Origin of the sequence: Gardnerella nova, assembly GCF_049244055.1 — a bacterium.
Classification (GTDB): domain Bacteria; phylum Actinomycetota; class Actinomycetes; order Actinomycetales; family Bifidobacteriaceae; genus Bifidobacterium; species Bifidobacterium vaginale_H.
Window position 1 is genome coordinate 220,372 of the sequence record NZ_CP058369.1, and the last position, 12,645, is coordinate 233,016.

The 12,645-nt window shown below is 46.4% G+C and carries 10 protein-coding genes; 7 read left to right on the plus strand and 3 right to left on the minus strand.

Annotated features, from left to right (window positions below; all coding sequences use genetic code 11):
• Position 1: 1 nt before the first annotated feature.
• Together HXT56_RS00880 and ileS are read left to right on the plus strand one after the other, a co-directional pair.
• Positions 2-190: a hypothetical protein gene (locus HXT56_RS00880; RefSeq protein ID WP_421778200.1), complete on the plus strand. Its 189-nt coding sequence runs from the start codon at positions 2-4 to the stop codon at positions 188-190.
• A 317-nt stretch (positions 191-507) separates the two neighbouring features.
• Positions 508-3,930: a mupirocin-resistant isoleucine--tRNA ligase gene (gene ileS, locus HXT56_RS00885; RefSeq protein WP_421778201.1), complete on the plus strand. Its 3,423-nt coding sequence runs from the start codon at positions 508-510 to the stop codon at positions 3,928-3,930.
• 124 nt (positions 3,931-4,054) lie between these two features.
• On the opposite strand, the gene HXT56_RS00890 is transcribed toward ileS, so the two are convergent.
• Positions 4,055-4,258 (minus strand): hypothetical protein, encoded by a 204-nt coding sequence (locus HXT56_RS00890; RefSeq protein WP_421778202.1) that lies wholly within the window; start codon positions 4,256-4,258, stop codon positions 4,055-4,057.
• Positions 4,236-4,511 (minus strand): BrnT family toxin, encoded by a 276-nt coding sequence (locus HXT56_RS00895; RefSeq protein ID WP_421778203.1) that lies wholly within the window; start codon positions 4,509-4,511, stop codon positions 4,236-4,238. Before HXT56_RS00895 ends, HXT56_RS00890 begins: the two co-directional genes overlap by 23 nt.
• A 347-nt stretch (positions 4,512-4,858) precedes the next feature.
• On the opposite strand from HXT56_RS00895, the gene HXT56_RS00900 reads away from it, so the two are divergent.
• From HXT56_RS00900 to murI, 5 genes are all read left to right on the plus strand, one after another.
• Entirely contained in the window at positions 4,859-5,791 is a 933-nt protein-coding gene (locus HXT56_RS00900) for an ABC transporter permease (protein WP_250309991.1), read from the plus strand.
• Complete coding sequence (locus HXT56_RS00905) at positions 5,788-6,879, plus strand: ABC transporter permease (protein WP_250309990.1); 1,092 nt, start codon at positions 5,788-5,790, stop codon at positions 6,877-6,879. Before HXT56_RS00900 ends, HXT56_RS00905 begins: the two co-directional genes overlap by 4 nt.
• A gap of 215 nt (positions 6,880-7,094) precedes the next feature.
• Positions 7,095-8,918: an ABC transporter substrate-binding protein gene (locus HXT56_RS00910; RefSeq protein ID WP_421778204.1), complete on the plus strand. Its 1,824-nt coding sequence runs from the start codon at positions 7,095-7,097 to the stop codon at positions 8,916-8,918.
• A gap of 48 nt (positions 8,919-8,966) precedes the next feature.
• Positions 8,967-10,607 (plus strand): ATP-binding cassette domain-containing protein, encoded by a 1,641-nt coding sequence (locus HXT56_RS00915; RefSeq protein ID WP_421778515.1) that lies wholly within the window; start codon positions 8,967-8,969, stop codon positions 10,605-10,607.
• A gap of 49 nt (positions 10,608-10,656) precedes the next feature.
• Positions 10,657-11,430 (plus strand): glutamate racemase, encoded by a 774-nt coding sequence (murI, locus tag HXT56_RS00920; RefSeq protein ID WP_421778205.1) that lies wholly within the window; start codon positions 10,657-10,659, stop codon positions 11,428-11,430.
• 528 nt (positions 11,431-11,958) lie between these two features.
• Here the strand turns inward: murI and HXT56_RS00925 are convergent.
• Positions 11,959-12,606 carry a vitamin K epoxide reductase family protein gene (locus HXT56_RS00925; RefSeq protein ID WP_421778206.1) on the minus strand — a complete coding sequence of 216 codons (648 nt, stop codon included), beginning with the start codon at positions 12,604-12,606 and terminating at the stop codon, positions 11,959-11,961.
• Between the last annotated feature and the right edge of the window lie 39 nt (positions 12,607-12,645).

Below are 12,645 nucleotides of genomic sequence, written 5' to 3' on the forward strand. Positions count from 1 at the left end.
CTTGAATAGTAACTTGCCTATTCCAAACGAGGCAACGCTTAAAGCTATGAATCATGCTAACCAAATTATGAATGGCAAAATTTCTGAAGATGGCATTGTTTTTAGCAATGCTAATGAAGCTAAGGCATTTTGGATAATATGTCATGAAAATGTCATGAAAATTATTCGCGAGTCGCGGAATCCTTCCTAATGTTAGGGGATAGTGTTACATTGTTTCTAACTTAAGCGATGATCCGTTATCGGCGGGGAGTTTTCGGAAGAACGGCGAGGATTCGTGAGGTTCTCGCTTATTAGAACCGACGGGGTTGGCCCGCATAGCCAAACACGAGAGGCTGCAAGAATAGTTGATTGCGTTACGCATGTAACTTACGTAACTTGCGTTGCGTTACGCATGTAACTTACGTAACTTGTGTTGCGTTAAGCATCTTGCAGCAAGCGAGGTGGTACCGCGGCAGTAACTGTCGTCCTCGCAGGGAAATATTCACCCTGTTGAGCGAGGAGAGCACAGTGAGCGAATCCACTAATCCAGCAGCAAACGCGTCCGAAAAATCGTCCGCAAATACGTCCGCAAATAACGTATACCCAAAGGTAAGTGTTTCGGCGTCAACGCAAGAAAGCGCCGGCGCGCAAGTTGCCCCAAATCCTTCCTTCCCAAAGCTTGAAGAATCAGTTCTCCAATACTGGGATGCAAACAACACTTTCCGCAAGTCAATCGAATACCGCCCGTCCGGCAAGGGAAGCCAAAACGAGTTCGTGTTCTTCGATGGCCCTCCATTCGCAAACGGTCTTCCTCACTACGGCCACCTGCTCACAGGCTACGCAAAAGACGTGGTTCCGCGCTACCAAACCATGCGCGGACGCAAGGTGAACCGCGTTTTTGGTTGGGATACTCACGGCCTTCCAGCAGAGTTGGAAGCGCAGAAGGAACTCGGCATCGAATCGGTTGAGCAAATCGAAAAAATGGGCATCGCAAAGTTCAACGATGCTTGCCGTGCCAGCGTTTTGAAGTACACGAACGAGTGGCAAAACTACGTGCATCGTCAGGCTCGCTGGGTTGATTTCGAGCGCGGCTACAAAACGCTGAACATTCCATACATGGAATCCGTTATGTGGGCATTTAAGCAGCTTTACGACAAGGGCTTGGCTTACAAGGGCTACCGCGTGCTTCCGTACTGCCCAAAGGACCAGACTCCGCTCAGCGCGCACGAGCTTCGTATGGATGCGGACGTGTACCAGAATCGTCAGGACACCACCGTTTCTGTCGCCGTTAAGCTTCGCGACGAAGACGACGCTTACGCAGTATTCTGGACCACTACTCCTTGGACTGTGCCAACTAACTTCGCAATCGTCGTCGGTGCAGACATCGACTACGTGGAAGTTCGCCCAACTGAAGGCAAGTTCGCTGGCAAAAAGTTCTACATTGGTAAGCCTTTGCTCGGCTCCTACACTAAGGAACTTGGCGAAAACTACGAGGTTGTGCGCGAGCTTAAGGGCGCTGAGATGGCAGGCTGGCGCTACTACCCAGTGTTCCCATACTTTGCAAACGATTCTGCGCTCGCAGAAGGTGGCACTCCTGGTCCTAACGCTTTTACGATTTTCACTGCGGATTATGTTGACACCGCTGAAGGTACTGGCCTCGTTCACCAGGCTCCTTACGGCGAGGACGATATGAACACGCTTAACGCGCACGAGATTCGCAGCGTTGACGTGCTCGACGCAGGCTGCAAGTTCACAAGCGACTGCCCAGACTACGAAGGCTTGTACGTTTTCGACGCAAATCTCCCTATTTTGCGCAACTTGCGTGCAGGAGACGGTCCGCTTGCTCAAATGACGGAAGACCAGCGCGCGTTGCTATTCCAAGAAAAAAGCTACGTGCACAGCTATCCTCACTGCTGGCGTTGCGCAACTCCGCTTATTTACAAGCCTGTTTCTAGCTGGTTTGTGTCGGTTATGAAGATTAAGAAGCGCTTGCTTGAGCTTAATCAGGAGATTAATTGGATTCCTGGAAACGTTAAGGACGGCCAGTTTGGTAAGTGGCTTTCTAACGCTCGCGACTGGTCGATTAGCCGTAATCGCTTCTGGGGTTCGCCAATTCCAGTGTGGGTGAGTGACGATCCAAAGTATCCTCGCGTAGACGTGTACGGTTCGTTGGAAGAACTTAAGGCTGATTTTGGCGATTATCCGCGCGACAACGACGGCAATGTGAATATGCACCGCCCGTATATCGATCGTCTCACTCGTCCAAATCCGGACGATCCTACCGGAAAGTCGCAAATGCACCGTATTACGGACGTTCTCGACTGCTGGTTTGAGTCTGGTTCTATGCCTTTCGCACAGTTCCATTATCCGTTTGAAAATAAGGACTTCTTCGAGGAACACTTCCCGTGCGATTACATCGTTGAGTATATTGGTCAGACTCGCGGCTGGTTCTACACGCTTCACATTATGGCGACGGCGCTTTTTGACCGCCCAGCTTTTAAGAACGTGATTTGCCACGGTATTGTGCTTGGTTCCGACGGCCAGAAGATGAGTAAGCATTTGCGCAATTATCCGGATGTTAACGGCGTTTTCAACGAGTATGGTTCGGACGCAATGCGTTGGTTCCTTATGTCTTCGCCAATTTTGCGCGGCGGCAATTTGATTGTTACTGCAGACGGCATTAGGGATACGGTTCGTCAGGTTATGCTTCCTGTTTGGAGCTCGTACTACTTCTTCACGCTGTATGCGAACGCTGCAAACGGTGGCAAGGGTTACGATGCTCGTCGCCTTCGTGTGGATGAGGTTGCGGGACTTTGCAATATGGATCGCTACTTGCTTGCGCGCACGCGTTTGCTTGTTGAGAACGTAGAAAAGTGCCTGAACGACTTTGCGATTAGTGACGCTTGTGCTGCAGTTAGCGACTTTATTGACGTGCTCACGAATTGGTATATTCGTGGCAGCCGTGACCGCTTCTGGAATGAGGACGAAGCTGCTTTCAACACGCTTTACACGGTTCTCGAAGCGTTTATGCGCGTGATTGCCCCTCTCGCTCCTATGGAAGCGGAGGCTGTGTGGCGTGGTCTTACCGGAGGCGAGTCCGTGCATTTGGCTGATTGGCCGTATTTGGTGGAGCCTGAGATGCTTTCGGATGGCGAGCCAAATCCTAAGGCTGGAGAAGTCACCGAGCTTGGTGCGGTTCTTGCGCATGACGATGCTTTGGTTGCTGCTATGGATAAGGTTCGTGAGGTTGTGTCTTCTACGCTTTCGTTGCGTAAGGCGGAGCAGTTGCGTGTGCGCCAGCCGTTGTCAAACTTGACAGTTGTGGCGGAAGATACTGCCGCTGTGGAGCCTTATGAGCAGGTGCTTGAGCGCGAGCTTAACGTGAAGAATGTTGCATTCTGCACTTTGCAAGACGCAAGCGAACACGGTTTGAAGATTGTTCACGAGCTTAAGGTGAATGCGCGCGCAGCCGGCCCTCGTTTGGGTAAGCAGGTGCAGTTTGCTATTAAGTCTTCTAAGAGTGGCGATTGGCATGTTGACGAGTCTGGTGCTCCTGTTGTTCAAACTCCAAACGGCGATGTTGCTCTCGTTGAGGGTGAGTATGAGCTGGTGAATCGCGTTGAGTCTTCGGACGCTCAAGCTGCTGCGAATACGGCTTCCGCAGCGATGCCAACGGGCGGTTTCGTTATGCTTGACACTGCTTTGACAGCTGATTTGCTTGCTGAAGGTTACGCTCGTGACGCTATCCGCGCTGTTCAGGATGCTCGTAAGGAGAACGGTTTGGACGTTACTGACCGAATCGTTTTGACTTTGAGCGTGCCTGCTTCGGACGTTGCTAAAGTTGAGCAGTTCCGTGATTTGATTGCGGAGGAGACTTTGGCTACGAGCTTTGAGGTTGTTGAGGCTGATTCTAGTGCAACTGAGCTTAGCGTAAGCCTTAAGCGTGCGTAAACATTAGTTTTGCGTAGCTTAAACGTTGCGTAAACATTAGCTAACTAAACAGAAACGTGCCGGCGTACAGTTCGTATACGTCGACACGTTTTGTTTTATTTATAGTTTTATTTCTTTTATTTGACTACCGTGTTGTAGCTACTCTAAAGAATTTCATTATTCTAAATATCCATTCAGGAATAATAAAAGTGACGTGCTTTTGTTCACTTGAGTGGTTTTCTATAGTTGGATGTTCCAAATCAAAGTACTCAAGTACATCTTCGCCGTTATCGAATTTTCTATCAATTTCTTTTCCGCTTATTTCTTTACTCGTTGTAGTGCTCTTCATAATATTGTTCCTCTTTCTTGCGTGATCTTCTTACGGAAATAATGCGAATTCGATTATTTCTTTTTGTTATTGCTGCAGTCCAATGTTTGCCGTTTATCTTTCCAAAAACTAAGTAGCGAGAGTCATCATTGCCTGAATTTTTGGATTCGGTTTCAACTGTTTCATTGTTCCAAAGTATTTGTGCTCTTTTGAAACTGATACCATGTTTAGCTAAATTTTTTAAGCTTTTTGCAGGATCGTATTCAAAATTCATACTCACCTTCTATTATCTATTTTAACGTAAAATAGCATCAATTGAAACTATTTTTGTTTGATGTTGTTTTGTATTAGGTATCGTAAATGCTTTAATTTAGCTTTCCTAGATTTTTGACGCATTGTGGTTAAAGGCTATTTATAGAAGCAAGCGCTACCGCATTGGGGCGCTTTTCACGCTACGCTTAAGCGAAAAGCGAGTCAATGCGACACTCTACTTCCTAAAGTTCCATGGGTCCCTATAGTGTCGATAAGACAACAATACAAATTTTTACTCGATTTGTATTTTGCGTTAATTTATATTGCATGATATTCAAAAAGAAAGTGCAGGTGACGAAATGAGTAAAGATGAGAAGGGGCGGTGTATTTCGTTCACGCTATAAGCGTGATTCATCTGGCGTCACCGTTCTTGCAAGAACTAATACCGGCATTGTTGCTGGAACTGTAATTATTGCTATTTTTGCGGTTTTGGCTATTTTTGCCGACGTTTTTACAACAATTACTGGCAATAATCCTTACTCTGAGCATCCGGAAATATTAGATTCCAACTCAGTTCCAGTAGGCCAGGGTGGTATTAGTTTCCAACATTGGTTCGGTGTAACTCCGCTTCGTGGTCTTGATATTTTCGCGATTATTTCGCATGGAGCGCGCGTTTCTCTTGGGATTGGCATCGCTTCTACTGTAATTTCGCTATTCCTCGGCATTCTAATCGGCATGATTGCAGGGTACTTCGGTGGTTTCGCAGACACTTTGCTTTCGCGCACGATGGATGTGTTCTTCGGTTTTCCGTTCCTGATTTTTGCAATTGCGCTGTCTGCAGTTGTGCCGCAAAATTTCCCGCGGCCGATTCTGCTAACGCTTGTTTTAGGCTTTTTTGGCTGGCCAAGCATCGCTCGTTTGGTTAGAGCGCAAACGCTTTCGCTAAAATCTCGCAATTTCACTGTGGCTTCTTACGTAATGGGTGCGAACACATGGCATATTTTGCGTGAGCAGATAATGCCGAATATGTTGCCTCTTCTTTTGGTGAATGTGACTTTTCTTATTCCTAGTCGCATTGGAGCGGAGGCTGCGTTGTCGTTCCTTGGTGTGGGCATGAATCCGCCTTCGCCTTCGTGGGGACGCGCTATTGCGGACGCAGTTCAGTGGGTTTTGGTTGATCCTTGGTATCTTCTTTTCCCTGGAATTGCGCTATTCTTGCTTACTTTCGGCTTTAATCTTATTGGCGACGGTTTGGCTAGTACTCTTCAGCCGCGAGCTTCCAAAAAGGCGGTGACGGAATGAGTAACAAGCAAAATACTCAAAATACTCAAAATACGCCGAAAATCAGCATTAATAAATCTGCTGCCAATTCGCGAATAATCGGCAAGATTTCCGATTTTCTTGTTTTTATTGGCAAGCGTGCAGCAAGCGCAATATTTGTTTTAACGCTGATTGCAGTCGTGTTATTCCTTATTTTCTTTATGCTTCCTGCCAATCCTGCGCAACTTGCTTGCGGAAAGCCTTGCACTCCTGAACGTTTGGCACGAGTTTCCGCTTTTATGGGAACTGATTCGCCATGGTATGAGCAACTTGGCAGTTATATTCGTGGCATATTCTTCGGTCGCGAGTTCACAGATAGTTCTGGAGCTGCTATCGTGTGCGCTGGTCCATGCTTAGGATGGTCGTTTACGCTAAACGAGCCTGTAACTAATCTTATTATGAGCCGTTTCGTGGTAACTGCTTCGTTGGCAACTGGTGCTGCGGTTCTTTGGCTTACTGTAGGCGTTGCAACTGGAGTTATTTCTGCTGCAAAAGAAGGATCTTTTATTGACCGCGCGCTTCGAGCGCTTTCGTCTGTAGGGATTTCATCTCCAGCGTATTTAATTGGCATGCTTGCAATACTTGCTTTTGCGGTTTATTTGCCAATTTTTCCTACGGGTGGTTACGTAAGTTTTGCGGAAAGTCCTTTAGATTGGCTTCAACATTTGCTTCTTCCGTGGCTTGTTTTGGCGCTTCTTAACGCGGCATACTATACGCGACTTACTCGCGCTCACATGCTTGACGAATTGCGGCAGGATTATATGCGTACTGCTTTGGCTAAGGGCATGCCGCGTTCGAAGGCTGTAACGCGTCACGCTATGCCTAATGCGATGCTTCCTGTGCTGACTATGTTTGGCTTGGATTTGGGCGGTTTGCTTGGTGGTGCTGTAATAACTGAGCGCGTTTTCTCTATGCAAGGTTTGGGCTCGCTGCTTCTTGATTCTGTGAAAAATCTTGATTTGCAGGTGCTTGTTGGTGTGACGCTGTTTGCGGCTGCGCTTGTTATTGTTGTGAATCTTGTGGTTGACGTCTGTTATCGCTTCGTCGATCCTCGCGCCGCAGTCTGTTAGTGGATTCGCGCGCTCATAAATTAACATAGCTCTTCAAAAGCTCCATAAGCGACATTTCCTTTACTGCTGTGTAAAGAAAATAATGAAATCTCGCCAAAAAACGATTTTTTCTGTACCCGCACGTAAAGAAAAAATCGGAATTAAGTCGATAGTCCACATTTTGAAGAGTCAAATTACAAATTTAAAAAAATACTAATAAATATAAGGGGATTATTATGTTCACTTTTAAAAATAAAAATATAAATACAAGTAAAAATGCAAATACAAATACAAACAAAGATTCAGGCGTAACTGCAGGCGTAACTTCAAGCGTAACTGCAGGCGTAACTGCAGACGTAACTGCAATTTCGAAGAAGTTTGTTGCGTCACTTGCAGCTTTCTCGTTGCTTCCGATTTCGTTACTTTCGTTACTTTCACTTTCTGCTTGCGGAAGTGCCAGCTCTACAAAATCCAGCGGTACCAACGCTTCCGCGCTAAATTCCAATCCGCAAAAAGGTGGCAGTCTTACTGTATTTACGTCGAATACCAATATGAATTTCGATCCAGCTCGCAGCCAAGGTTTGCCGATTACGTCGAATAATTTCATATTCCGCGCGCTTACAACTTGGAAAGTAAGTCCAAATTCAGGCGACAAAACGCGCGTTGTTCCAGATTTAGCAACGGATACCGGCACCACAAGCGACGGCGGCAAAACTTGGAAGTACACGCTTAAGAAGGGTGTCAAGTACGAAGATGGAAGTGAAATTACTTCGCGCGATATAAAATTCGGCATTGAGCGCTCTTTTGCTGATTCTTTAAGCGGCGGTTTTAGCTACCATAAGACTCTTCTCGTTGGTGGAGAAAATTATGACGGTCCTTTTAGTGGAAAGTCGCTTGATTCCATTGAAACTCCAGACGATCAAACTATTATTTTCCACTTAAAAGCTCCGTTTGCAGATTGGCCTTGGGTTGCGTCTTTGGCAGCGTTTGTGCCAGTTCCAGCGAATTCTGGCGACGTGCAAACGTATTCAAAGCATCCTAAAGCTTCCGGACCATACCGAATTGTGCAAAACGAAGTCGGCAAAAAAGTTGTTATGCAGCGTAATAAGTATTGGGATTCAAAGCTTGACAGCATTCGCACAGCTGGTCCTAATGAGATTGTTTGGAAGCTTGGTTCGGATGCTACTGTTGCGGCTCAGTCGATGATTCAAGGAAATTCGGATACAAAATCCGCATTTTTGGCTGATTTTGTGCCGCCTGCTCAGCTTGCGCAGGCTCAAGCAAACCCTAAGTCGCGAAGCTTGCTCACTACAAGTAGTGACGGTGCTCTTGAATATTTGGCTATGAATACGCGCAGAATAACGGACATCAATGTTCGCAAGGCAGTTCAGTATGCGGTTGATAAGCAGTCGTACCGCACGGCGAAGGGCGGCTCAATTGCCGGCGGTTTTGCAACAACTCTTATTACGCCTGGTATTTCTGGCAGGAAGCAGTTTAATCTGTACGCTACAGATCCACGCGGAGACGTTGCGAAAGCTAAACAACTGTTGAAAAAATCAGGTCAAACTGGTATTAAGTTGAGTCTTATTGCGCGTCCGGATCAAACGCAAGTAGCTTCTTCTGTGCAATCCAGCTTGCAGCGCGCCGGCATAAAAGTAACTATTAAAACCGTTGACGCAGTAAACTTTACGGACGCAATCACTTCAAATTCAGGCGACTACGATTTGGCTTTGGCTTCTTGGCAACCTGATTTTCCTTCTGCTTACGCCAATTTGGGCCCACTTTTTGATTCTTCGCAAATTGGCGGCGGTAACTGGAATATTTCTCGCTACGAAAATCCTAAAGTAGATGCCCTGCTTCGAGAAGCAATACAAACTGTTGACTCGCACGAAGCGGAAAAATTGTGGCAGCAAGCAGACCGCACTATTATGGCTGATTCGCCGGTTGTGCCGCTTATTTACTCGCATAATACGTTTATTCACGGAAGTGGCGTGGAGAATTTCTACATCGGAAGTTTCCCTGCGTACCCGAATTACGCCGCTGTATCTTTGGAGAGGTGATTAGTTGTGACTGATCTGAAAGAAAAAGTTGTTATAAGTGTCGACGGTATGTCGATTTCGATTGGCGGCCGTCAAATTACGCGAGATATATCGTTGCGCATGAGTGCGGGCGAAGTTTCGGCTTTAGTGGGTGAGTCCGGTTCTGGAAAATCGCTTACTGCTCTGGCTCTTATGGGTTTGCTTTCAGATTCTGCCAAAGTTGAAGGAAGTGCGCTTCTTAACGCTACTTATGCCAACGAATCCGCCATAGATTTGCTAAGCGAAAATGCTCCTTACGAGCGTATTCGCGGTGGAATGATTGGCATGATTTTTCAGGAGCCGTCCAGCGCATTTAATCCTGTTAAAACAATTGGTAAGCAAATTGAGGAAGCGCTAATATATCATCCTGAAAAAGCAGGAAAATTAAGCGCAAGAGAGCGCAAAAAGCGCGTAATTGCGCAGCTTTTAGAGGTTGAGCTGAGTGATGCTGATCGCGTGTATCGTTCGTACGCGCATGAGCTTTCTGGAGGTCAACTTCAGCGTGCGATGATTGCGATGGCGTTAATAAATCGTCCGCAAGTATTAATTGCGGACGAGCCTACGACTGCGCTAGACATCACTACGCAACGAGATATTTTACGGCTTATTCGCGAATTGTCGGGAAAATTACAGCTTGCTGTGCTGATTATTACGCATGATATGAGCGTTGTTCGTGCGCTTGCTAGTGAAGTGTACGTAATGCAAGGTGGAAATATTGTGGAATCTGGTAAGGTTCAACATATTTTTGCAGATCCGCAGCATGAATATACGCGCACTTTGCTGGAATCGGTTCCGAAATTTGATATGCAATATGCGCAAAACGGCGATTCTTACGAAAGTATGGAAGAAGCAGCTGAGCAGATTGTGAAAAATATTTCGCAAAATATTTCGCAAAATATTTCTGCAAATTCGGCAAATATTGATAACGTTGCGTCGGTAAAATCTTCTGCAGCGGAACCATCTGTAGCGGAACCATCTGTAGAAATTCGCGACGTAAGCGTACGCTATTCGCACGCGCGTTTTAGCAAATTAGCTAATAAATTCGCATTAAATAACGCAAACCTGCGCATTAACGCCGGTTCGACGCTCGCTTTAGTAGGCGAGTCCGGAGCTGGAAAAACCACAATTGCAAAAGTGATTTCTGGCCAAATAAAGCCAAACTCTGGCAAAGTTTTGCTAAATGGAGTAGATATTAACAGACTTCACGGAAAAAGTCGTCTAAATGCAATGCGAAGCATTGGCTACGTTTTTCAGGATTCCGGATCTGCGCTTAATCCGCGTAAAACCGTTGGTTGGAGTATTGCAGAACCGCTGCTTTTGCACACGCAGCTTGATGCTAGTGAGCGTAAGGAGTGCGTGAAGAAGATACTGGAACAAGTGCAGGTGCCGACCGATTTTGCAAAGCGTTTTCCGCACGAGCTTTCGGGCGGGCAGAGGCAGCGCGTCGGTATTGCTCGCGCGCTTATTTTGCAACCATCTTTGCTTATTGCAGATGAGCCGACTTCTGCGTTGGATGTTACAGTGCAGAGGCGTGTGTTGAATTTGTTGCGTGATTTGCAACAAAAGTACAATTACGCGTGCTTGTTTATTACACACGATTTGGGAGTTGTGCAGGAGATTGCTGACGAAGTTGCGGTAATTCGTGGCGGCAGGGTGCGGTATGTCGAGTAGTATGTTGAGGCTCGTCACTACGATAGTAAACGTTTTTAGGAGGTAGCGTATGGCATCGTCGGCACCAATTGGCGTTTTCGATTCTGGTTTGGGAGGAATTTCCGTAGCGCGCCAAATGCGGGTTGACTTACCTCACGAGCGTATCATCTATTTTGGTGACTCTGCTAACGCTCCTTACGGTATTAAAACGCCTGACGAAGTTAAAAAACTTAGTTTTTCAATAGTCGATAATTTTGTCAAACTTGGCGTCAAAGCTGTTGTTATTGCTTGCAATACCGCCACTTCTGCAGCAGTGAACGACTTGCGTGCGCATTACGATATTCCGATTATCGGCATGGAACCTGCGTTGAAATTAGCTTGTGATCTTGGCAAAGGCGAGCCTCAGCACGTAATCGTAGCTGCAACTGAGCTGACGTTACGCGAGCGCAAGTTTGCGGATTTGCTGCAACGTTTTTCACAAAACAACACTATTTTTTCGCAACCGTGCCCTGATTTGGTGCGTATTGTTGAGCAAGGTGAGCTTAATAATAGCGAAAAAGTTATGGATACTTTGCACAAGTATTTTGACGCTTACGATTTAGATAACATTGATTCGGTGGTACTTGGTTGTACGCATTTCGTGTTTTATCGCGATTATTTCCGAAAGTTGCTGCCGGAGCGTACGAATATCGTTGACGGCAATGAAGGCACGATTCACCATTTGCGCGAGGTGCTTGCGGAGCGTGGTGAGCTTGCTGATGCGTTTAGTGAAGGAAGTATAACGCTTACTAATTCCGACAAAAGCGAGCGCATGCAGCAACTCGCGCGAAATTTGTGCAATTAATCTAATAAATTAGTAAAAAATAATCTTATAGATTATTTTATAGCTTTATTGCGTCGTCATTTGGTCGTGTGGATATTAGTGTGGTAGAGATTTGAGATTTTTCGCGCTGAGCGAAGGACGCTCGCGCGGATTGCGACGCGCTCGCTACGAAACTCGCGTTAGAAGTCCACTGGACTTCCAACTTAAGCGAGTTTCCGCTCCGAGTTGCCTTCGCGCGCTACGCTTTGAGCGCTTCGGCAGGTCGTCGCGCAGAGCCGAAGGCTACTGACAAGTCGAGCGAAGAAGAAAAATCGAAAAATCTCGGCGATAGACACGGTTATTAACGATTAGCACGCAGAGTTTAGGGGGATTTCTCTACGAGCACTAAAAGAGGACTGATGGAGCAACATTCATTAAGAACGAAGCAGACATAAAAACCTTTAACAACCAGAGCGACTGAAGGACGGGACGTTTGAGGAGAGAAATCCACCAAAACTCGCGCCACATTAAGCAAATAGTAATATAATTTATAAATTAGTGACTAATTTATCAAAAGATAGCTTTCGCATACTGGCTTAAAATAAGCATAACTAATCCCGCAATCCACAGCATGTCAACTAGCAAATCGTAGCGCATACGATAATAGCGCTTAATCCAAGGGAAGCGTTGAGTAAGTAGCCCTTGTGAACTTACGCTCGCGTGTGAAAGCGACATAAACTGCACGGTAGTAGAGAACATGAGCACAATGCACCACGGGCATAGCGCGTGAATTACAAACATTGATTGCGAAAACAGCCAGTAAGCGTAAAGTAGCGCGCATAATCCGCCAAGCCAAGTGCAGACGGCAAACCAACGTGGCACGCGTACGCGAATCATGCCTATAACTGCGAGCGTCACAAATACGCTTTCGGCGGCAATTCCAAAGAAGGCGTTAGGGAAGCTTAATTCGCCAAACCTCACCACTTCTGCCTGCCAAGTTTGCGCTACGCGAGAGCACGATACTACGTTGTTGAAGTCGCAACTGAGCATTTTTTGCGGAGCACGCGCCAAAGCAAGCGTTTCTGCTGAAAGTATTAGGGACGTTACCAGCGCAATCGCAGATACGAGTAGCATAATGCCGTAAGTCCAAATTGCTGAATGTCTCCATCCGGGGAGTTGATTGTCGCAGTTTTCTTGCATGCTGACAGATTGCTGCATTGCTACTCCTACAAATTCATAAAACGTTACTACTACAGT

Excerpts from the sequence above, each read along its gene's own strand:
- murI (WP_421778205.1), top strand. The coding sequence starts at position 10,657 with ATGGCATCGTCGGCACCAATTGGCGTTTTCGATTCTGGTTTGGGAGGA.
- HXT56_RS00905 (WP_250309990.1), top strand. The coding sequence starts at position 5,788 with ATGAGTAACAAGCAAAATACTCAAAATACTCAAAATACGCCGAAAATC.
- HXT56_RS00890 (WP_421778202.1), bottom strand. The coding sequence starts at position 4,258 with ATGAAGAGCACTACAACGAGTAAAGAAATAAGCGGAAAAGAAATTGAT.
- HXT56_RS00910 (WP_421778204.1), top strand. The coding sequence starts at position 7,095 with ATGTTCACTTTTAAAAATAAAAATATAAATACAAGTAAAAATGCAAAT.
- HXT56_RS00900 (WP_250309991.1), top strand. The coding sequence starts at position 4,859 with ATGAGAAGGGGCGGTGTATTTCGTTCACGCTATAAGCGTGATTCATCT.
- HXT56_RS00895 (WP_421778203.1), bottom strand. The coding sequence starts at position 4,511 with ATGAATTTTGAATACGATCCTGCAAAAAGCTTAAAAAATTTAGCTAAA.
- HXT56_RS00915 (WP_421778515.1), top strand. The coding sequence starts at position 8,967 with ATGTCGATTTCGATTGGCGGCCGTCAAATTACGCGAGATATATCGTTG.
- HXT56_RS00925 (WP_421778206.1), bottom strand. The coding sequence starts at position 12,606 with ATGCAGCAATCTGTCAGCATGCAAGAAAACTGCGACAATCAACTCCCC.